The organism is Bradyrhizobium sp. HKCCYLRH2060, from assembly GCF_051168135.1.
In the GTDB taxonomy this organism is placed as follows: domain Bacteria; phylum Pseudomonadota; class Alphaproteobacteria; order Rhizobiales; family Xanthobacteraceae; genus Bradyrhizobium.
Genome location: NZ_JBNPUK010000007.1, coordinates 256028 through 277234 on the forward strand (window position 1 = coordinate 256028; position 21207 = coordinate 277234).

Consider the following 21207-nt stretch of genomic DNA (forward strand, 5'->3'; position numbering starts at 1 on the left):
TGCCGCGTCGTCCGACGATGCGCCGTGCGACGATAGCGAATGGGGAGCTCACGATGGAAGAACTGAATGGAAAGATGCTCGCGTGCCAGATCCTGGTCACTGGCCTGATCGCGCGCGTCGCCAACGAGCAGCGCGATCCGTTGCGCTTCCTGAGCGATTTTCGCGATGAGATCAGGGCCGTCGTCAAGGGCGTGCGGATCGCGGGGATCGATGATTCCGACCGCGTGCGCCAGATCGCGGTGCAGACCGTAGACGAGCTGTTCTCGTTAATGAAGCCGCCGAGCAGCGACGAGTCGGCTGGCTCGTCGAACTGACCTGCGCCGGAGTTGCGCGCGACGCAGTGGTGATTCGACGACAGCGCGAGTCAAAATCGCGCTGTTTAGAACGATTTCAAGTTCCGTATGTTGTTAGTTGAGCATTTTTAGAATTGTTTTGATCTGGAACTATTCAAGGCCAAATTAGGGCTCCTCAAATTGACCCCCTGAAACGCGTCCGATACCAACGACACATCGTCGCGCTGCGAATGATCCGCGTAAGCGACGTGGAATGAAAATCTGGGGCGCGTGAAAATAAATGGGACAGGTGAGAGCACCGCGTTCGCTGCGTGGGATCGCAGCGATGAAGTTCAATGACGGACGAGGAGAGGGGCCCTCCGTCACCAAGGTGTCGGCGGTGGCCGGGCTGATGGCGGTGGCAGCGATGTCGTCGGCCGAGGCGCAGCCGACATCCGACCTGCCGCCCGTCAACGTCGATGCGCCGATCGCGCGGGCCAAGCCGACGTCCTCCAAGCCGACCGCCGAGCAGGTCCGCGCGCGCAATGCCCTGCGCCGCGCGGCGGCCCGCCAGCAGGCGGCGCAGCAGGCCGCGGTCGCGTTTCCGAACGCAGGCGGCCTGTCCGCGCCGGACGCCAACCCCTACGCGGACGCAGCCGAGCCCTACAAGGTCAACCGCGTGCAGGCATCGGGCAAGTTTCCCGAGCCGCTGCTGAACACGCCCAAGACCATCACGGTGATGAGCAAGGAGGTGCTGCAGGACAAGCACGTCACCGCGCTCAAGGAAATCGGCCGCTCGACCGCCGGCGTCACGCTCGGGTCGGGCGAGGGCGGCAATGCGTTCGGCGACCGCTTCTTCATCCGCGGCTTCGACGCTCGCAACGACGTCTTCATCGACGGCATCCGCGATCCCGCGGTGTCGATCCGCGAGAACTTCTTCACCGAGCAGATCGAGATCCTGCGCGGCCCGGCGTCGTCCTATGCCGGGCGCGGCACCGCCGGCGGCGCCATCAACATCGTCACCAAGCAGGCTGGCGATACCAACTTCAAGCGGATGGATACCGAGTTCGGCACCGATCAGCAGAAGCGCGTCACGCTCGACGTCAACCAGGTGATCTCGCCGACCGTCTCGGTGCGCACCGGCGGTCTGTTCCAGGACTCCAACGTCGCCGGGCGCAACTTCGTCACCGACGACCGCTGGGGCGCCTTCCTCTCGACCAAGTGGACGCCGATCGAGGATCTGAAGATCACGACCAACTATGTCCACACCGATCTCTCCGGCTATCCGGATTTCGGCGTGCCCTACTACAAGCAGGGCAACGTGCCGGTGACCTCGGCCGGCATTCCGCGCGGCACCTGGTATGGCTTCCTCAATCGCGACTTCCAGACCGCGCGGCAGGATTTTGGCACCGCCGCGGCCGAGTACAAGGTCAACGAGGCCATCACGCTCAGCAGCAAGTTCCGCGGCGAGCACTCGCTGCTCAACTATATCGGCACGCTGCCGCAGAATCCGAACACGACCAACGCGAATCCGCTGCTCTGGACCACCACGGCCAGTGCGCAGAGCCGCTATCAGACCGTGGACGTCTGGGCCAACCAGAACGACGCCACGTTCAAGCTCGATACCGGCGGCGTCAAGCACACCGCCGTGCTCGGCACCGAGTTCTCGAACGAGAACATCTCGATCGACCGCTACACCGGACTGTCATCGGAGCTGTTCGGCGGCGGCTCGACCAGTAACGGCGCCGTCACCGGCGTCAACGTTTACTCGCCGCAATATACCTACATTCCGTTCAGCAACACACCGTCGCTGTCCGGCAACCCGACGCGCTACGGCGTCAACACCAACAGCGTCTACGCGATGGATACCGCCAATTGGCGGGACATCATCATCCTGAACGGCGGGGTGCGCTATGACGGCTACAACATGAGCTCGTCGACCAATTCGCCGAAATACCTCAAGATGAACGCCGACCTGGTCAACTACAATGTCGGCCTGGTCTACAAGCCGATGCCGATCGGCAGCATCTACGCGGCCTATGCGACCTCGGCCAATCCGTTCGGCTCCGAGCTCGACGCCACCGGTACCGACTACGGCGGCGTGCCCGCCAACACCGCAGTCCTGCTCGGACCCGAGCGCAACAAGGCGGCCGAGCTCGGCACCAAATGGGAGCTGGTCGATCGCCATCTGCTGGTCTCAGCTGCGCTGTTCCAGACAACCAAGGACAATGCCCGCGAGACCGTCGGCGGCCTGCTCACCTCGGGCGCGGCCTACCGCATCCAGGGCATCGACATCGAGGCGGAAGGCAAGCTTACCGATCGCTGGAGCATCTTCGGCGGCCTGGTGCTGATGCAGTCGAAGGTCACGCAGAGCGGCGTCGCCTCCAACATTGGCCTGCAGCTCGCCAATATCGCCCACCAGTCGTTCAGCATGCTGTCGAAGTACAAGCTCGACAATGGCTGGGAGATCGGCGGGCAGGCGGTCTACCGCTCCAAGGTGTATGGCGGCACCTTCGCGGCCAACACCGGCAACGAGCTGCCGAGCTACTGGCGCTTCGACGCCTTCGTCGAGAAGCAGCTCGACAAGAACTGGACGATGAAGCTCTACGCGCAGAACCTGACCAACAAGCTGTACTACGACACGCTGTATCGGAGCGCGGTGCCGTTCGTCGCCGTGGCGCCGGGGCGCGCCTTCTACATCGTCACCACTGCGAAGTTTTGATCATGCTGATCTGCATCCCGGACGTTCTGTCCAAAGACGAGGTGGCCGACTTCCGCCGCATCATGGATGCGGCGGATTGGGAGGACGGCCGCTCGACGGCCGGGGCGCAGTCGGCCATGGTCAAGTGCAACGAGCAATTGCCGCCCGGCGGCGAGGCGGCGCGGGTGCTGGGCCAGCGCATCATCACGGCGCTGACGAAAAATCCGCGCTTCCTGTCGGCGGCGATCCCGCTGCAGATCTTTCCGCCCTTGTTCAACCGCTACACCGCCGCGCGGGGCGACCATTTCGGCATCCATGTCGACAATGCCGTGCGTGGCGATCCCTTGACAGGCCTGCGCATCCGCACCGATCTGTCGATGACCTTGTTCCTGGCCGAGCCCGACAGCTATGACGGTGGCGAGCTTGTGATCGAGGACACCTACGGCTCACACGAAGTCAAGTTGCCCGCGGGGCAGGCGGTGCTGTATCCGTCATCGAGCCTTCACATGGTCACGCCGGTCACGCGCGGCGCCCGGGTCGCCTCTTTTTTCTGGATGCAGAGCATGATACGGGATGCCCACGTCCGGAGCATGATCTTCGATCTGGACACGGCGATCCAGAGCTTGGCGGAACGCCTCGGGAGGGACGATCCCGATGCTGTCAAGCTGACCGGCATCTATCACAATCTGATCCGGCAGTGGGCCGAGGTCTAATGGGCCGAGATATGATGACATCGTTCCTCGTTAGGTTTGCAATCGTCCTGTCATGTCTGTCTGTTGCTGCGGGGCTACCTGCACATGCGCAGCAGGAGCCGGCCAGGTCCGCGCCGGCGGTCTCGACCGATCTCTCCGCGCCGGCACCGGGCACAGCGCAGACGATGGCTCCTCCTGCGTCGGGCCAGACGGCCGCAACGACCGCTGCGCCGGCGGGAAGTGAGAGCGCCACCCGAGCTGGCAAGTCGGTGAGCACCGGGCTCGACGAGCTGTCACCGCTCGGCATGTTTCTCAAGGCCGACATCGTCGTCAAAGCGGTCATGATCATGCTGGCGCTGGCCTCGGTCGCGAGCTGGACGATCCTGATCGCCAAGAGCCTCGAATTTTCCGTCCTGCGTCGCCGGCTGGCCGGGGCGTTGCGCAAATTGTCCGCGGCGAAGTCGCTGGCCGAGGCCCAGCTCGCGCTCGGACAGGGCAAGAACGTCGCGACCGTGCTGCTGCAGGCTGCGATCGCCGAGGCGCGGCTCTCGGCCGGGCTCGGCAGTGACGAGGGCATCAAGGAGCGCGCGGCCTCGAGCTTCACCGAGATCGTCCGCGCCGAAGCGCGCCGCGTCCGCACTGGCATGGGCCTGCTCGCCACCGTCGGCGCGATCTCGCCGTTCGTCGGGCTGTTCGGCACCGTCTGGGGCATCATGAACAGCTTCATCGGCATTTCCAAATCGCAGACCACCAACCTCGCGGTGGTCGCGCCGGGTATCGCCGAGGCGCTGCTGGCGACGGCGATCGGTCTGGCCGCGGCGATTCCGGCCGTGATCATCTACAATCACTTCTCGCGCGTCACGAAGGGGTATCTCGAGCTCGTCAACCGCGCCTCCGGCACGACCGGACGATTGCTGTCGCGCGATCTCGATCGCGGCTCCCGCGATCTCGATCGCAGCCATGGCGGTCTTCACGTCCGGGCGGCGGAGTAGCCGACGATGGCCGTCTCGCTCTCCGAAGGCGATCTCGACGACGATTTCGACGAGACCCACGACATCAACGTGACGCCGTTCATCGACGTCATCCTGGTGCTCTTGATCATCTTCATGGTGGCCGCGCCGCTCTCGACCGTCGACCTGCCGATCGACCTGCCGTCCTCGAGCGCCACGCCGCAGAAGAAGCCGGACAAGCCGACCTACGTCTCGATCAAGCCGGACCTCACGCTGGCGATCGGGGAAAATCTGGTCAAGCGCGTCGATCTCGTGCGCGATCTCGATGCCATGACCGATCGGCCGAAGGACCGGCCGATCTTCCTGCGCGCTGACAAGCTGGTGCCCTATGGCGAGCTGATGGGAGTTCTGGAGCTGCTGCGCGCCGGCGGCTACACCAAGATCAAGCTGGTGGCCCTGGAAGCGCCGCCAGCCGCGGCTGCCCAGGGACTTGCGGCAGCGCCGCCGGCCCAGCCCGCGCAGCCGTGAGGAGCGCCGACGTGTGATGAGCGACCTCGACGTCGGGCACTCCCCCTCGCGCCGTCTCTGGTTTCTGGCGATCATGGGCGCGCTGATGCTGCATGTCGGCGGGGCCGCGCTGGCGCTGACACATCTGAAGGACGACGAGGACGTCGGCGGCCTCGGCGCGGCGGGCGCCGAGGTCATCGACATCGATATGGGCTCGCCGAAGGTCGACGACGACGAGGTTCCGGTCGGACAGGACTCGGTGGCGCAGACCGCCGCTCCGCAGATGCAGGAGCAGAAGGCCGAGGTCGAGCAGACCGATCTGCAGAAGGATGTCCCGACCACGACCGAGGAGGCCGACCGCGAGGTCACGACCTCTGACGTGAAGAAGCCGACCGAGGAGCAGAAGGTCGCGACGGTCCAGACGCAGGCGTCAGAGGCACAGGAAGCCTCGGAGGACAGCGCGCGCAAGGCCCTGGACGAGAAGGTTCCTGAAGCCGAGAAGACCAAAGCGCCGAATGCCGGCATCGGCAAGGACGTGCAAAGGTTGACGGCCAATTGGGGCCGCAAGATCAGCGCCTATTTCGAGCTGCACAAGAAGTATCCATCCGGAAAGAAGACCGCTGCTCAGCTCAAGCTGGCGCTCGTGCTCAACCGGCTCGGCCGTGTCGTCTCGGTGGACGTCAGGGAAACGTCCGGCGATCCGGAGTTCGATCAGGCCGCCGTCAGCATGGTCCGCCGTTCGGATCCCGTGCCAAAGCCTCCCGCGGGCCTCACCGACGACGAGTTCTCCTTCATCCTGCCGGTCAAGTTCAACCCGCCGAAATGAGCGGGTGGGGTTCGGCTGGCCTCACTGCCAATACAGTCTGATCCCGACATAGACCACGCAGAGCGCGGCGAAGATCAGCCCGACCGGCAGCTTGCGCGGAGCGGTCGTCCCGCTTTGCGCCGCCTTCGGCTTCGGCGGCAGCTTGCGGAAGGCGGTGACATTGTCGGTCACCGGCTCCGCTGTGACCGGCTTGACCTCGGGCGGGGCGCCGCCGCCGCCCATCTCGGCATAATAGGCCTTGTACATCTCGCGGATGGTGGCCTCGGTCGCCTCGTCCTCCGGCATGTCGCCAAGGCGGGCCTTGTAGCTGGCCAGGAATTCCTGCGCCGCCGGCGGCAGGCCGGAGGCGCCGTTCAGCTTGGCGATCATCTTCCAGGTCGCGAAATCGGCACGGGCGCGGGTGTCGGCGCGGCGTGCGATCATCATGTCAGCGGCTTTGACCAAGAGTGCCTCGGGGCTCGTTCGTTACCATCCCTGACGGGTAGATCTAGACATTACCCGTCAATAGCAGAAGCAGCTGCTTCAGAGAATCGGTCGTGGCGCGGAGCAGCCCCGACACAAGATCAAGATTGAGACCGAACTGGGAACCCGCCAGCGGCAGGAGGATCAGGCATCCGATCAGAATCAGCATGCCGTACGGCTCGAGCCGGGCCAGCGGCCGCGCCAGCACCGCCGGCAGGACACCGACCGCGACCCGGCCCCCGTCGAGCGGCGGTATCGGGAGCATGTTGAACACGGCGAGCAGAATGTTGAACGAGAAAATATTCCATAGATTGCTCGCCACCCACCGCGCGGCCTCAGGTGGAACAAGCGGAAGGGCGTGGAACGCCAGTCCCGCCGCCAGCGCGAGCGCGATGTTGGTGGCGGGTCCCGCCAGCGCCACCATCACCATGCCGGCGCGGAGCGGCTGCAGATTGCGAAAATCGACCGGCACCGGCTTGGCGTAGCCGAACAGGAACGGCGAGCCGGACAGCAGCAGCATGCCCGGCAGCAGAATCGTGCCGAACGGATCGATGTGCCGGACCGGGTTGAAGCTGACGCGACCGAGTCGCAACGCGGTCTCGTCGCCGAACCGCCAGGCGACGAAGGCGTGAGCAGCCTCATGAAAGGTGATGGCGATGATGATCGGCAGGATCCAGACGGAAATGCCGTAGAGCGAGATGTTCAAGGATCGGGTTTCCGGACGCGTTGTGCCCTACATAGGCACGATGGTTCCTTGATGCTACGCGGGATTTTCCGGAAATTGCGGCAGTCCGTCGCTGAGCTGCACCCAATCGATCTTTTCCGAGACCCAGATGTGCTCGGTCGGGGCAAAGGCGTTGCGGTCGTCGAAGCAGGCCAGGGCCACGCCGACCACCGGGCGCGTGGTGCGCCATGAGAACAGCCTGACTCCGCAGCGCGGGCAGAACATGCGGTCGAGCGCGTCGGAGGAGGGGAAGCGCGCGGTTTCGCCGGTGATCGTCAAAGCGTCGTGCGAGAACAGCGCGCGGGCGAAGAACGGCGCGCCCGTCGCCCGCTGGCAGTTGCGGCAATGGCAGACGCGCACATTGATCGGCTCGCCCGTGCATTGGAAGCGCACCGTGCCGCAGAAGCAGCCGCCGTGGTGGGTCATCAGGCAAGCTCCATGGATCGGGACATCCGTATCGCCAGCGAGACGAAGGTGGGCCCATCGCCGTCTGCGTTGGCACCTTTGCTCGCCCCGCCGCAAACTAATAGGTCGCGCGGCCGCCGGAAATGTCGAACACGGCGCCGGTCGAGAATGAACACTCCTCCGAGGCCAGCCACGACACCAGCGCGGCGAGCTCTTCCACCAGCACGAAGCGGCCCTTCGGGATCTTCGACAGCATGAAGTTGATGTGCGCGTCCGTCATCTGGTCGAAGATCGCGGTCTTCGCCGCCGCCGGCGTCACCGCATTCACCGTGATGTTGTGCTGCGCCAGTTCCTTGCCGAGCGACTTGGTCAGCGCGATCAGTCCGGCCTTGGACGCCGAATAATGCGCGGCATTCGGGTTGCCCTCCTTGCCGGCGATCGAGGCGATGTTGACGACGCGGCCATAGCCCTGCTTCAGCATCACCGGCACGATCGCCTTGGCGCAGATGAAGGGACCGTCGAGATTGATGCGCAGCACCTTGCGCCACTCATCGAGATCGGTCTCCCACACCGTCTTGTTGATGCCGGCGATGCCGGCATTGTTGACCAGGATGTCGATGCTGCCGAACGCGGCCAGCGTCGCGTCACGCGCGCCTTCGACCGCTTTGGTGTCGGTGACGTCGACCTGCAGCGCCAGCACCTCCGGACCGATCTCCTGCGCGGTCTTCTCCGCCAGCGCGATGTCGTGATCCCAGATCGCGACCTTGGCCCCGGAGGCCCTGAAGCGCTCGGTGATGGCGCGGCCAAAGCCCTGCGCGCCGCCGGTGACGACGGCGCAGCGATTGGCGAGATCGATGTGGTTCATGAAGAAAGACTCCTCTTTCGACCCTCATGGTGAGGAGCGCGGAGCGCGTCTCGAACCATGAGGCCCCTGACATCCGGGCCTCATCCTTCGAGACGCCGCTGCGCGGCTCCTCAGGATGAGGAGAAGCTACAGTGTCCAGCCGCCGTCGATGGTGTGCGCGACGCCGGTCGTGAACGCGCTCTCGTCGCTGGCGAGATAGACCGCGAGATGGGCGATCTCCTCCGCCGTGCCGAGCCGGCCCATCGGTTGGCGCGAGATGAACATATCGAGCCCGTTCGGGCCGGCCGAGGCCGCCCGTCCGAGCATCGAGGGCGTTTCGATCGTGCCGGGGCAGATGCAGTTGCAGCGGATTTTCTTGCCGACGAAATCGGCTGCGACCGAGCGCGTCAGCGCCGCCACCGCCGCCTTGGTCGCGCCGTAGACGTAGCGGTTCGGTGCCGCCTTGAACACGCCGGCGGCGGAGGCGATGTTGACGATGGCGCCGCCGCCCTGATCGAGCATGTCAGGCAGGAAGGCGCGGATCGTGCGATGCATCGACTTGACGTTCAGGTCGAACGAGAAATCCCAGTCGTCGTCGGAGCAGTCGAGGATGGTGCCGTTGTGCACGAAGCCGGCAGCGTTGAGCAGGATCTCGACCTTGCCGACGCGATCGGCCATCGCGTTCACGGCCGCGGTGTTGCGCACGTCGAGCGTCGCGACCTCGGCAATGCCTTCGCTCTTCAGCGTGCTCAGGCCGTTCTCATCGATATCGGTGGCGAACACGGTCGCGCCCTGATGCGCGAAAGCGATCGCGCAGGCGCGGCCGATGCCGGCTGCGGCGGCGGTGACAAAGGCGCGCTTGCCCTTGAGGCGGTCGGACATGGGGTCTCCCTTGGGATGCTCGTTGATTCTTTCGTCATTGCGAGCGCAGCGAAGCAATCCAGGGCTGCGCGCGCGGCTCTGGATTGCTTCGTCGCTTCGCTCCTCGCAATGACGGTGGCCGGCTTTGCGCGGCGTGTCTAGTGATTATGCCTTGCCACCCCGACAGTGCCAGCGATGTTGTGATAGCGCGTGGCAAGCTCCATGCAGGCGCCGGTGGCCTGCTGGCCGACGGTGTTGCGATAGAGCTCCTGCCACGGCGTCTGGTTGGCGGGGTGTGGGAAGCCGCCCTTGGCCTTCAGCTCGGCGCGCCGCGTCGCAAGCTCCTCGTCCGAGATCAGGATGTTGGCCGAGCCCTTGTTGAGGTCGATGCGCACGCGATCGCCGGTCTTGAGGATTGCGAGCCCGCCATCGGCGGCGGCCTCTGGCGACGCGTTGAGAATTGACGGTGAGCCCGAGGTGCCGGATTGCCGGCCGTCGCCGATGCAGGGCAAGGACAGGATGCCGCGTTTGATCAGCGCTGCCGGCGGCTGCATGTTCACCACTTCGGCGCCGCCGGGATAGCCGATCGGGCCGGCGCCGCGGATGAACAGCACGCAGTGCTCGTCGATCTCGAGCGATGCATCGTCGATGCGGTCGTGATAGTCCTCCGGACCCTCGAACACGATGGCGCGGCCCTCGAAGGCGTTCGGGTCCTTCGGATTGACGAGATAGCGGTCGCGGAACTCCTTGGAGATCACGCTGGTCTTCATGATCGCGGAATCGAACAGGTTGCCGCGCAGCACCAGGAAGCCGGCATCCTTCACCAGCGGCTTGTCGTAGGACCAGATCACGTCGTTGTCCGGCTTGGCGGCGTCGCGGCAATTGTCGCCCATGCTGCGGCCGTTGACGGTCACAGCATCCTCGTGGATGCGCTTGTGCCGCATCAACTCGCCGATCACGGCCGGCACGCCGCCCGCGCGATGGAATTCCTCGCCGAGATAGAAGCCGGCCGGCTGCATGTTGACGAGCAGCGGTACGTCGTGGCCGACCTTCTGCCAGTCGTCGATGTCGAGCTCGACGCCGACATGGCGCGCCAGCGCGTTGATGTGGATCGGCGCGTTGGTCGAGCCGCCGATCGCGGAGTTGGCGACGATGCAGTTCTCAAATGCCTTGCGCGTCAGGATGTCCGACGGCTTCAGGTCTTCCCACACCATGTCGACGATGCGCGTTCCGGTCTCGTAGGCGATCTGGCCGCGCTCGCGATATGGAGCTGGAATCGCGGCGCAGCCGGGCAGGGACATGCCGAGCGCCTCGGCCAGCGCATTCATCGTCGAGGCCGTGCCCATGGTGTTGCAATGGCCGACCGACGGCGCCGAGGAGGCGACGATCTCCATGAACTCCTCATAGCCGATCTCGCCGGCGGCGAGCCGTTCGCGCGACTTCCACACCACGGTGCCGGAGCCGGTGCGCTGGCCCTCGTGCCAGCCGTTCAGCATCGGGCCGCCCGACAGCACGATGGCGGGGATGTTCACGGTCGCCGCGGCCATCAGGCAGGCCGGCGTCGTCTTGTCGCAGCCGGTGGTCAGCACCACGCCGTCGAGCGGATAGCCGAAAAGGATTTCGACCAGGCCGAGATAAGCGAGGTTGCGGTCGAGCGCGGCCGTCGGGCGCTTGCCGGTCTCCTGGATCGGATGGGTCGGAAATTCCATCGCGATGCCGCCGGCGGCGCGGATGCCCTCGCGGACGCGGTGCGCCAGCTCGATGTGGTGGCGGTTGCAGGGCGAGAGATCGTTGCCGGTCTGGGCAATGCCGATGATCGGCTTGCCCGACTGCAGCTCAGCCCGGGTCAGGCCGTAATTCAGGTAGCGCTCGAGATAGAGCGCGGTCATGCCCGGATTGTGCGGATCGTTGAACCACGCCTGCGAGCGCAGCTTGCGGCTCTTGTCAGCGCCGTTGCCGGCATGCCCGTTCGAGTTCGTCATGTGTTTTCTCCCGCAGTGCAAACGTGGCGAGGCCGGTCCGTCGTCTGTGCGCCATCGGCCCGCTGTCGAGGATCGCCTACGTCTTTCGTTCAAGTCGTTGTTGGTTCGAGTGGTTCTAGTGCATGGTTTTTGGTTGCGCTACCATTTTGTTCCGGAAGCGCGCCCCGACGCAGGCTGCGGATTTGCGGTGCCGCGCTGCAAGGTCGAGCTCTGCCGTTCGATCACCTCGAAGCCGAGATCGACGACACGCTGCGCCACGGGACGGCCTTCCACGGCGTCCATGATCATCGTCGCCGCACGCCGACCCATCTCGTAGCGATTGGTGCGCACGCTGGTGAGCGTCGGAACCGCCGCGGCCATGAACTCCATGTCGTTGAAGCCGACGATCGCGATCTGCTCGGGCACCGCGATGTGCCGGCGCTGGCATTCGAACAGCACGCCGAGCGCGAGATCGTCATTGGCGCAGAACACCGCGTCGAGATCCGGCGCCTTCATCAGCAGATCGGAGAACAGGCTGCCGCCCATCGTGGTCGAGGTCGGAACAGGCGCCGTGACGATGAGACGCGGGTCGAACAAACCGGCCCCCTTCATCGCGTTCTGATAGCCCTGCAGCCTGCGCTGCACCCTTGGGTCCATGCGGGCGCCGATGAAGCCGATGCGGCGGCAGCCCTGCGCGAGAAGGTGTGAAATGGCTGCAAAACAGGCATCGACGTGCGAAAATCCGATCATCATGTCGATCGGGTCGGCGCCGAGCTCCATGATCTGCACGACGGGACAGTCTGCCGCCTGGATGATCAACCGGCTCTCCGCCGTCTGGTCGAGACCGGTCACGATCAAGCCGGCCGGCTTCTGCATCAGGAACAACCGCAGCAGGCGCTCCTCCTGCAACACGCTGTAGCGGGTGTTGGCGAGCTGGATGCTGTAGCGGCTGCCTTCGAACGCATCATAGATGCCGCGCAGCACGTCGGAGAACACGTTGTTGGTGAGGGACGGTATCAGCACGCCGATCACTTCGGTGCGCTGCGATGCGAGCGCGCGCGCGGCGAGGTTCGGCACGTAGCCGAGCTCCTTGGCGGCGCTCTCGATCCGCGTGCGGCGGCCGGCCGAGACCGTGGCGGGATTGCGGAAGAAGCGTGACACCGTGATCGGGCTGACGCCCGCCAGTGCCGCAACTTCGGTCAGCCGGACTTTGCCCGGCTCGATGCGTTTCCGTCCCATGCCTCGCTCATAGCATAGGCGGTCTGGTACACAAGCGATATTGACAGCGCTATCACGCGGTTGCTAAGCGAGACATTGCGGAAGCGAACTGAACTGCGGACAATGCCAGCCGAGCTGGCCCTGTTTCGGAGCCAGTCGGAGCGACCGGAGCCAACAACAAGACCACCAAGAACAAGACTGCACGACCAGGACTACAAAACGACAAACGGCCTGATCAAACGGCCGAGAACAACGGTCAGAATGCCGCCGGCAAGCAGCCAATGCTGTCGGTCTTTGAGGAGGAAATTGATGTCGTCGGTGCAAATTCGCGACGTGCGCAAATCATTCGGCGGATTCGAGGTGCTGCACGGCGTGACGATTCCGATCGAGGATGGCGAGTTCGTCGTGCTGGTCGGGCCGTCCGGCTGCGGCAAGTCGACGCTGCTGCGCATGCTCGCAGGGCTCGAGAACATCACCTCCGGAACCATCTCGATCGGCGAGCGCGTCGTCAACAACGTGCAGCCGAAAGAGCGCGACATCGCGATGGTGTTCCAGAACTACGCGCTCTATCCGCACATGACCGTCGCCGACAACATGGGCTTCTCGCTCAAGCTGCGCGGCGCACGGCCCGAGGACATCAAGAAGGGCGTCGCGCGCGCCGCCGAGATCCTGGCGCTGACGCCGCTGCTCGACCGCTATCCGCGCCAGCTCTCCGGTGGCCAGCGCCAGCGCGTCGCGATGGGCCGCGCCATCGTGCGCGATCCGCAGGTGTTCCTGTTCGACGAGCCGTTGTCGAATCTCGACGCCAAGCTGCGCGTCGCGATGCGCACCGAGATCAAGGAGCTGCATCAGCGGCTCAAGACCACCACCGTTTACGTCACTCACGACCAGATCGAGGCCATGACGATGGCCGACAAGATCGTCGTCATGCATGACGGCATCGTCGAGCAGATGGGCTCGCCGCTCGATCTCTACGACAAGCCGGACAACCAGTTTGTCGCCGGCTTCATCGGCTCGCCGGCGATGAACTTCCTCAACGGCCACCTCAAGTCGAACGGCTCGGTCTATGTCGAGACCGACAACGGCGCCAAGCTGCCGCTGCTGACCGCGCCGGCCGCCTCCGACGGTCGCCCCGTGGTCTACGGCGTGCGGCCCGAGCATCTGGAGCTTGCCGATGACGGCATCGAGGCCGAGGTCGTCGTCGTCGAGCCGACCGGCTCGGAGACGCAGATCGTCGCCCGCATCGGCACCCAGGACATCATCGCGGTGTTCCGCGACCGCCACGAGGTCAATCCCGGGGAGAAGATCCATTTGCGCCCGCGCGCGTCGGCGGCGCATCTGTTCGACAAGGACAGCGGCCGGAGACTCTGATCCGGGCGCTCGAGGCGCAGAACTGACAACAAACAAAACAAGCAAATACTCAACGGGAGAAAACTTCAGATGACTCATTTCCCCACCGATCGCCGGTCCCTGCTCAAGGGTGGCGCGACCTTGCTGGCGGCCGCGGCGACGATGTCGGCCGACGAACTGCTCGGCTATGCCAAAGCCTGGGCGCAGACCTCGCCGTGGAAGCCGGAAGCCGGTGCCAAGATCAATCTTCTGCGCTGGAAGCGCTTCGTCGAGGCCGAGGACGTGGCCTTCATGAAGATCGTCGATGCGTTCCAGAAGGCCAACAACGTCACCATCAACGTCTCCAACGAATCCTACGACGACATCCAGCCGAAGGCCTCGGTCGCCGCCAACACCGGTCAGGGCCTCGACATGGTGTGGGGCCTCTACACCTTGCCGTTCCTGTTCTCCAACAAGGTCACCGATGTCAGCGACGTGGCCGACTATCTCGGCAAGAAGTGCGGCGGCTGGACCGACTCGGGCAAGGCCTACGGCATGCTCGACGGCAAGTGGATCGGCATCCCGGTGGCGGCCACCGGCGGCCTCGTCAACTACCGCATCTCGGCGATGGAGAAGGCCGGCCACAAGGAGTTTCCGAAGGATCTCGCGGGCTTCGCCGACCTTGTGAAGGGCATGAACAAGAACGGCACGCCGGGCGGCATGGCGCTCGGCCACGCCTCGGGCGACGCCAATGGCTGGCTGCACTGGGCGCTGTGGGCGCATGGCGGCAACCTGATCGACAAGGACAACAAGGTCGTCATCAACTCGCCGGAGACCGCCAAGGCGCTCGAATACGTCAAGGGCCTGTACGACAATTTCGTGCCGGGCACCGCGTCGTGGAACGACTCGTCCAACAACAAGGCGTTCGTGGCCGGACAGCTCTATCTGACGGTGAACGGCATCTCGATCTACGTCGCGGCGAAGAAGGACAATCCGGAAGTCGCGAAGGACATGAACCACGCGCATCTGCCGGCGGGCCTCGACGGCAAGACCCGCGAGCTGCATCTCGGCTTCCCGATCCTGATCTACAACTTCACCAAGTTCCCGCAGACCTGCAAGGCGTTCACGGCCTTCCTGCTGGAGCCGGAGCAGTTCAACCCGTGGATCGAGGCGGCGCAGGGCTACCTGTCGCATTTCCTCAAGGCCTACGACGCCAACCCGATCTGGACCGCCGATCCGAAGAACACGCCGTATCGCGACGTCGCGGCGACGGCTGTCACGCCGGCCGGCGTCGGCAAGCTCGGCGAGGCGGCAGCCGCCGCGATCGCCGACTTCGTCGTGGTCGACATGTTCGCGAACTACTGCACGGGCCGCGAGGACGTGAAGACGGCGATGGCGAGCGCCGAGCGCTCCGCCAAGCGCATCTTCCGCTGAGGTGATGACTGCGTAGGGTGGGCAAGGGCGCAACCCGCCGTGCTCGCCGTCATTGCGAGCGAAGCGAAGCAATCCAGGGCAGTGCGCTCGACTCTGGATTGCTTCGTCACGGAGCCTGCCCACGGGCTCGCCGACGGCGAGACCCGGGGAGCTTCTCGCAATGGCGGACCAGAACCATCCGTCCCGAACGCCGGTGGGCATGCTGCGGTTTGCCCATCCCAAGGTTCGAAGGGAGCTGCTCGATACGATGAGTACCATTCAGACTTCGCTGCCACGTGGCGCGGCCGTGACCGGCGAGCCCTCCGCGTGGGAACGCATCAAGACCAACCGCAACTTCGTCGCGCTCTGGTTCATGCTGCCGGCGGCAGCATTCCTGATCCTGTTCCTGGCCTATCCACTGGGCCTCGGCGTCTGGATGAGCTTCACCGACGAGAAGATCGGCCGCGCCGGCGTCTTCGTCGGGCTGGAGAACTACGAGTGGCTGTGGGATGACGCGATCTTCTGGCTCGCGGTGTTCAACACGCTGCTCTACACGATCGTCGCAAGCGCCATCAAATTCGCGATCGGCCTCTATCTGGCGCTGCTGTTGAACCGGCGGATGCCGTTCAAGGCCATGGTCCGTGCGATCGTGCTGGTGCCTTTCATCGTTCCGACGGTGCTGTCGGCGATCGCGTTCTGGTGGATCTACGATTCCCAGTTCTCCATCATCTCCTGGTCGCTGATCAAGCTCGGCCTCATCAGCCAGAACATCAACTTCCTGGGCGACACCAACTGGGCACGCGCCTCCGTGATCATCGCCAACATCTGGCGCGGCGTACCGTTCGTCGCGATCACGCTGCTGGCCGGCCTGCAGACCGTCTCGCCCTCCCTGTATGAGGCCGCCACGCTCGACGGTGCCACCAGCTGGCAGCGCTTCCGCTTCATCACCTATCCGTTGCTGACCCCGATCATCGCGGTGGTGATGACGTTCTCGGTACTGTTCACCTTCACCGATTTCCAGCTGATCTGGGCGCTGACCCGCGGCGGTCCCGTCAATGCCACCCACCTGATGGCGACCTTGAGCTATCAGCGCGGCATCATCTCCGGCCGCCTCGGCGAGGGTGCAGCGATCGCCACCGCCATGATCCCGTTCCTGCTCGCGGCGATCGCGATCTCCTGGTTCGGCATGCAACGGCGCAAATGGCAGCAAGGATCCGACCAATGACCGAGACTGCTGCGCTGCAATCCAAGACGCAATCCAACGCCACGACGTCGGCGGCCGCGCTCGCGGCCGACGACGACAGCGAGGGCATGAGCTATCTCGAGTCGCTGCCGCGACGGCTGATCACGCTGTATCTGCCGCTCGGCATCATTCTCCTGGTGCTGCTGTTCCCGTTCTACTGGATGGGGCTGACGTCGATCAAACCGGACGAGCAGCTGATCGACATGGAGAAGTACAACCCGTTCTGGGTGGTGCATCCGACCTTCAAGCACATCTCGAAGCTGCTGTTCGAGACGCAGTATCCGCGCTGGCTGTGGAACACGATGTATGTCGCGGTCGGCGCCACCACGCTGTCGATCTTCGCATCCGTGCTCGCGGCCTATGCGATCGTGCGGCTGCGCTTCAAGGGCGCCGACACGGTGGGCGTGCTGATCTTCTTCGCCTATCTGGTGCCGCCGTCGATCCTGTTCATCCCGCTGGCCTCGGTGATCCAGGCCTACGGGCTGTTCGACTCGCCGCTGTCGCTGATCCTAGTCTATCCGACCTTGCTCATCCCGTTCTCGACCTGGCTGCTGATGGGCTACTTCAAGACGATCCCCTTCGAGCTCGAGGAATGCGCCCTGATCGACGGCGCCAGCCGCTGGCAGATCCTGGTCAAGATCGTAGTGCCGCTCGCCGTGCCCGGCCTGATCTCGGCCTTCATCTTCTCGTTCACCTTGTGCTGGAACGAGTTCATCTACGCGCTGACCTTCCTGCAGTCGACGCCGAACAAGACCGTGCCGGTCGCCATCGTCAACGAGTTCGTCGACGGTGACATCTACAAATGGGGATCGCTGATGGCCGGCGCCCTGGTCGGCTCGCTGCCGCTGGTCATCCTTTACGCCTTCTTCGTCGAGCATTATGTGTCGGCCATGACCGGCGCGGTGAAGGAGTAGGGCGCTCGCACAGCACTTCAATCTCACCGCACGGGCGGTGCACCCTCTCCCCTTGTGGGAGAGGGTGGTGACGCGCGAAGCGCGCCGCCGGGTGAGGGGTCTCTCTCCGCGATGGCGGAGTTTGTGGGACCAAACCCCTCACCCAAGCGAGCGTGCGGCACCGGCAGTGTAGCCCTCTCCCACAAGGGGAGAGGGCGCAGTCATGAGCACCGCTTTGCGTCGATGATCGTCGTCGCGCATGGTGAAACAACAAGAAACAAGGAGCATCCCCTTGCATATTCTCGTTCTCGGCGCCGCCGGCATGGTCGGACGCAAGCTGGTCGAGCGTCTGGTCCGCGACGGCCGCCTCGGCCAGGCGGCCATCACCCGTATGACCTTGCAAGACATCGTCGCGCCGGCGAAGCCCGACACGCCCATCGCGGTCGAGACCATCGCCGGCGACTTTGCCGTGCCGGGCTTCGCCGAGAAGCTGGTCGCCGCGCGTCCCGACGTGATCTTCCATCTCGCCGCGATCGTTTCCGGCGAGGCCGAGCTCGATTTCGACAAGGGCTACCGCATCAATCTCGACGGCACGCGGATGCTGTTCGACGCGGTCAGGCTGATCGGCGACGGTTACAAGCCGCGCCTGGTCTTCACCTCGTCGATTGCGGTGTTCGGCGCGCCGTTCCCCGACGCCATCGGCGACGAGTTCGTCAATGCGCCGCTACTCAGCTACGGCACCCAGAAGGCGATCGGCGAGCTCCTGCTGGCCGACTACAGCCGCCGCGGCTTCTTCGACGGCGTCGGCATTCGCCTGCCGACCATCTGCATCCGCCCCGGCGCGCCGAACAAGGCCGCCTCGGGCTTCTTCTCCAACATCCTGCGCGAGCCGCTCGCCGGCAAGGAGGCCGTGCTGCCGGTGTCCGAGGACGTCCAGCATTGGCACGCCACGCCGCGTTCGGCGGTCGGCTTCCTCCTGCATGCCGCGACGATGGACACCGCGAAGATCGGCCCGCGCCGCAATCTCACCATGCCCGGCCTGACGGCCACCGTCGGCGAGCAGATCGCCGCGCTTCGGCGCGTGGCGGGCGACAACGTTGCCAACCGCATCCAGAGGGTTCCGGATCCCTTCATCATCGGCATCGTCGCCGGCTGGCCGCGGAATTTCGAGGCCAAGCGGGCCCGCGAGCTCGGCTTCACCACCGAGGAAAAGACGTTCGACGACATCATCCGGATTCACATCGAGGACGAGCTCGGTGGTAAGTTCGTGGCCTGAGAACGCCACCAGCCTCTGGACTCCAATGGCGCAAAGCGCCATTTGAGCAGGGAGACATTCGGGAGAGAAATCATGACCGCCAGCATCGTCGGATGGGCGCATACGCCGTTCGGAAAGTTCGACGCCGAGACCGTCGAGAGCCTCGTTGTCAAGGTCGCCAATGAGGCGATCGCCGACGCCGGCATTTCGGCAGGCGACGTCGACGAGATCGTGCTCGGCCATTTCAACGCGGGCTTCTCGCCCCAGGACTTCACCGCCTCGCTGGTGCTGCAGGCCGATCCTGCGCTGCGCTTCAAGCCCGCGACGCGGGTCGAGAACGCCTGCGCGACCGGCTCGGCCGCCGTGCACCAGGGCATCCGCGCCATCGCCGCCGGTGCCGCCAAGATCGTGCTCGTCGTCGGCGTCGAGCAGATGACCCGCACGCCCGGGCCGGAGATCGGCAAGAACCTGCTGAAGGCGTCCTATCTGCCGGAGGACGGCGACACCGTCGGCGGCTTCGCTGGCGTGTTCGGCAAGATCGCGCAGGGCTATTTCCAGAAGTACGGCGACCAGTCCGACGCGCTGGCGCTGATCGCGGCCAAGAACCACAAGAACGGCGTCGCCAATCCCTATGCGCAGATGCGCAAGGATTTCGGCTTCGAGTTCTGCCGCTCCGAGAGCGACAAGAACCCCTATGTCGCCGGCCCCCTGAAGCGCACCGACTGCTCGCTGGTGTCCGACGGCGCCGCCGCTTTGGTGCTGACCGACAGCGAGACCGCGAAGTCCTTCGCGAAAGCGGTGAACGTGCGCGCCACCGCGCACGCGCAGGATTTCCTGCCGATGTCCAAGCGCGACATCCTCGCCTTCGAGGGCTGCACCGTGGCCTGGCAGCGCGCACTGGAAAAGGCCGGCGTCACGTTGTCCGATCTCTCCTTCGTCGAGACCCACGACTGCTTCACGGTCGCCGAGCTGATCGAGTACGAGGCGATGGGCCTCACCCCGAAGGGGCAGGGCGCCCGCGCCATCAAGGAGGGCTGGACGCTCAAGGACGGCAAGCTGCCGGTCAATCCGTCCGGCGGCCTCAAGGCCAAGGGTCACCCGATCGGCGCCACCGGCGTCTCCATGCACGTCATGACGGCGATGCAGCTCACCGGCACCGCGCCCGAAGGCATGCAGCTCCCCAACGCCAAGCTCGGCGGCATCTTCAACATGGGCGGCGCCGCGGTGGCCAACTACGTGTCGATTCTGGAGCCGACGAAGTAGGCTACGTTTCAAGAGGAGCCATCCACCGTCATTGCGAGCGCAGCGACGCAATCCAGGGCCGCGCGCGGGATTCTGGATTGCTTCGTCGCTTCGCTCCTCGCAATGACGGTGACCCAGGGGGGGGCTTCAAGGCAGGGTAATCTGGTCGTCAGCCTCCTCAGTGATCTGTCATGATCATCCAAACCGACCGCCTCATCTTGCGCAAATGGTGCGACGATGATCGCGCGCCGTTTGCGGCGATGTCGGCGAATACCGCGGTGATGCGATACTTGCGCGCGCTGCCGACGCGGCAGGCCTGCGATCAGTGGATCGACTTTCAGATCAAGCATTGGGCCGAGCACGGCTTCGGTTTCTGGGTGGTCGAAGACCGCGCCACCGGCAGCTTCCTCGGAGCAACCGGCTTATTCCGCGTGTTCTTCGATGCGCCGTTCACGCCGGCGGTCGAGATCGGTTGGCGGCTCGCGCGCGCGGCCTGGGGGCGGGGGATCGCGACGGAAGCCGCGCGCGCATCGCTCGCCTTCGGCTTCGATCGGCTCGGTCTCGATGAGATCATCGCCTACGCCGCGCCGGCCAACGAAGCCTCGCAGAACGTCATGCGCAAGCTCGGCATGATCAGGGACGAGGCCTCCGATTTCGATCATCCGCGCGTCGAGGCGGACAGCCCGTTGCGCCGGCAAGTGATGTACCGGCTCCCGCGCGCCCTGTGGGAAGGCGCCTCGCGCTGATCTCTCCTCCTCGTCGTTCCGGGGCTCGCGCAGCGCGCGCTCCGGAATGACGGAGAGAGTGTGCGTCGTGCGCAGTCATCGGGGCTACGGCTTCCAGATCTTCTCCTCGCTGAACCCCAGCTCGGCGAAATCCTTCGCGCGCAGGCCGGCGTCATCGGCCGGAAAGAACTCATCCAGCTGCGGTGGCTTGACGGACGTCGCCGACAGCATCGCATGCGCCTGTCCGCGGTGATGGATGTCGTGCTGGAACAGATGCAGCAGCAGCCGGTCGCAGCGCTCGTTCTGCACCCGGCTCTCGCGGTTGATGCGGACGGTGTCGTCGAGCCGGGCCGGCGTCAGCGCCTCGCAGAATGCGATCAGCCGGCGGTCCATTGCGCCCTGCGCCTTGACGAGATCGGAGAGACGCGGGAACGGCACCTGGTTCTGCCACGCCATCGGGCCGAGCCAGCCGCCTTCCAGCGCGTCGATGTAGAACAGGTCGATGATGTAGATGTGGTTCAGCGTCCGCTGCAGGCTGGGGAAGAAGCCCGCGCGCTCCGCGGCGAAATCCTCGGCGCTGAGCTGGCCGCAGGCGGTCAGCAGCCGGTGATTGGCCCATGAATTATTATAGGCGAAGGCGCGAAACGTCTGGACGAGATCGGCGGGCATTGGGACAGGGCACCC

General features: G+C 65.0%; 21 protein-coding genes. 13 read left to right on the plus strand and 8 right to left on the minus strand.

From position 1 onward, the window contains the following. Positions 1-53: 53 nt before the first annotated feature. From ACQR10_RS16690 to ACQR10_RS16715, 6 genes are all read left to right on the plus strand, one after another. Positions 54-314: a hypothetical protein gene (locus ACQR10_RS16690; RefSeq protein WP_434912007.1), complete on the plus strand. Its 261-nt coding sequence runs from the start codon at positions 54-56 to the stop codon at positions 312-314. Positions 315-573: 259 nt separating this feature from the next. Then, entirely contained in the window at positions 574-2994 is a 2421-nt protein-coding gene (locus ACQR10_RS16695) for a TonB-dependent receptor (protein WP_434912008.1), read from the plus strand. 2 nt (positions 2995-2996) lie between these two features. Beyond that, entirely contained in the window at positions 2997-3686 is a 690-nt protein-coding gene (locus ACQR10_RS16700) for a Fe2+-dependent dioxygenase (protein WP_434912009.1), read from the plus strand. Positions 3687-3697: 11 nt separating this feature from the next. Continuing rightward, positions 3698-4657 (plus strand): tonB-system energizer ExbB, encoded by a 960-nt coding sequence (gene exbB, locus ACQR10_RS16705; RefSeq protein ID WP_434912010.1) that lies wholly within the window; start codon positions 3698-3700, stop codon positions 4655-4657. A 6-nt stretch (positions 4658-4663) separates the two neighbouring features. Beyond that, entirely contained in the window at positions 4664-5143 is a 480-nt protein-coding gene (exbD, locus tag ACQR10_RS16710; RefSeq protein WP_316180715.1) for a TonB system transport protein ExbD, read from the plus strand. A 16-nt stretch (positions 5144-5159) separates the two neighbouring features. After that, complete coding sequence (locus ACQR10_RS16715) at positions 5160-5948, plus strand: cell envelope integrity protein TolA (protein WP_315803127.1); 789 nt, start codon at positions 5160-5162, stop codon at positions 5946-5948. Positions 5949-5969: 21 nt separating this feature from the next. Here the strand turns inward: ACQR10_RS16715 and ACQR10_RS16720 are convergent, their stop codons facing one another. The 7 genes from ACQR10_RS16720 to ACQR10_RS16750 form a co-directional block, all read right to left on the minus strand. After that, positions 5970-6374, minus strand: coding sequence for a hypothetical protein (locus tag ACQR10_RS16720; RefSeq protein ID WP_316180740.1), 405 nt, complete (start codon positions 6372-6374; stop codon positions 5970-5972). A gap of 61 nt (positions 6375-6435) precedes the next feature. After that, positions 6436-7116 (minus strand): site-2 protease family protein, encoded by a 681-nt coding sequence (locus ACQR10_RS16725; protein ID WP_316180718.1) that lies wholly within the window; start codon positions 7114-7116, stop codon positions 6436-6438. Between the two features lie 54 nt (positions 7117-7170). Beyond that, the gene (locus ACQR10_RS16730; RefSeq protein ID WP_434912011.1) at positions 7171-7560 is read right to left on the minus strand and encodes a GFA family protein; all 390 of its coding nucleotides are present in this window, start codon (positions 7558-7560) and stop codon (positions 7171-7173) included. Positions 7561-7657: 97 nt separating this feature from the next. Beyond that, the gene (locus ACQR10_RS16735; protein WP_434881195.1) at positions 7658-8404 is read right to left on the minus strand and encodes an SDR family NAD(P)-dependent oxidoreductase; all 747 of its coding nucleotides are present in this window, start codon (positions 8402-8404) and stop codon (positions 7658-7660) included. A 126-nt stretch (positions 8405-8530) separates the two neighbouring features. Beyond that, a complete protein-coding gene (locus ACQR10_RS16740) occupies positions 8531-9265 on the minus strand; it encodes an SDR family oxidoreductase (protein WP_434912012.1) in 735 nt (244 codons plus the stop codon). A gap of 137 nt (positions 9266-9402) precedes the next feature. Next, complete coding sequence (locus ACQR10_RS16745; RefSeq protein ID WP_316216298.1) at positions 9403-11226, minus strand: IlvD/Edd family dehydratase; 1824 nt, start codon at positions 11224-11226, stop codon at positions 9403-9405. A 138-nt stretch (positions 11227-11364) separates the two neighbouring features. After that, the gene (locus ACQR10_RS16750) at positions 11365-12444 is read right to left on the minus strand and encodes a LacI family DNA-binding transcriptional regulator (RefSeq protein WP_316216299.1); all 1080 of its coding nucleotides are present in this window, start codon (positions 12442-12444) and stop codon (positions 11365-11367) included. A gap of 288 nt (positions 12445-12732) precedes the next feature. Here ACQR10_RS16750 and ACQR10_RS16755 point away from each other — a divergent pair, with 288 nt between their 5' ends. From ACQR10_RS16755 to ACQR10_RS16785, 7 genes are all read left to right on the plus strand, one after another. Continuing rightward, on the plus strand, positions 12733-13794 hold the full coding sequence (locus tag ACQR10_RS16755) for an ABC transporter ATP-binding protein (RefSeq protein ID WP_315803134.1): 1062 nt from the start codon (positions 12733-12735) through the stop codon (positions 13792-13794). 69 nt (positions 13795-13863) lie between these two features. After that, the gene (locus tag ACQR10_RS16760) at positions 13864-15186 is read left to right on the plus strand and encodes an ABC transporter substrate-binding protein (protein ID WP_315803135.1); all 1323 of its coding nucleotides are present in this window, start codon (positions 13864-13866) and stop codon (positions 15184-15186) included. Between the two features lie 247 nt (positions 15187-15433). Further along, the gene (locus tag ACQR10_RS16765; RefSeq protein WP_315803136.1) at positions 15434-16390 is read left to right on the plus strand and encodes a carbohydrate ABC transporter permease; all 957 of its coding nucleotides are present in this window, start codon (positions 15434-15436) and stop codon (positions 16388-16390) included. Then, positions 16387-17322 (plus strand): carbohydrate ABC transporter permease, encoded by a 936-nt coding sequence (locus tag ACQR10_RS16770; RefSeq protein WP_434912013.1) that lies wholly within the window; start codon positions 16387-16389, stop codon positions 17320-17322. The genes ACQR10_RS16765 and ACQR10_RS16770 overlap by 4 nt, the downstream gene beginning before the upstream one ends. Before the next feature lie 271 nt (positions 17323-17593). Then, complete coding sequence (denD, locus tag ACQR10_RS16775) at positions 17594-18577, plus strand: D-erythronate dehydrogenase (protein WP_315803138.1); 984 nt, start codon at positions 17594-17596, stop codon at positions 18575-18577. Positions 18578-18649: 72 nt separating this feature from the next. Next, the gene (locus ACQR10_RS16780) at positions 18650-19819 is read left to right on the plus strand and encodes an acetyl-CoA acetyltransferase (protein ID WP_315803139.1); all 1170 of its coding nucleotides are present in this window, start codon (positions 18650-18652) and stop codon (positions 19817-19819) included. Between the two features lie 170 nt (positions 19820-19989). Further along, complete coding sequence (locus tag ACQR10_RS16785; RefSeq protein ID WP_434912014.1) at positions 19990-20544, plus strand: GNAT family N-acetyltransferase; 555 nt, start codon at positions 19990-19992, stop codon at positions 20542-20544. An 84-nt stretch (positions 20545-20628) separates the two neighbouring features. On the opposite strand, the gene ACQR10_RS16790 is transcribed toward ACQR10_RS16785, so the two are convergent. Further along, positions 20629-21192 (minus strand): DinB family protein, encoded by a 564-nt coding sequence (locus ACQR10_RS16790; protein WP_434899110.1) that lies wholly within the window; start codon positions 21190-21192, stop codon positions 20629-20631. Between the last annotated feature and the right edge of the window lie 15 nt (positions 21193-21207).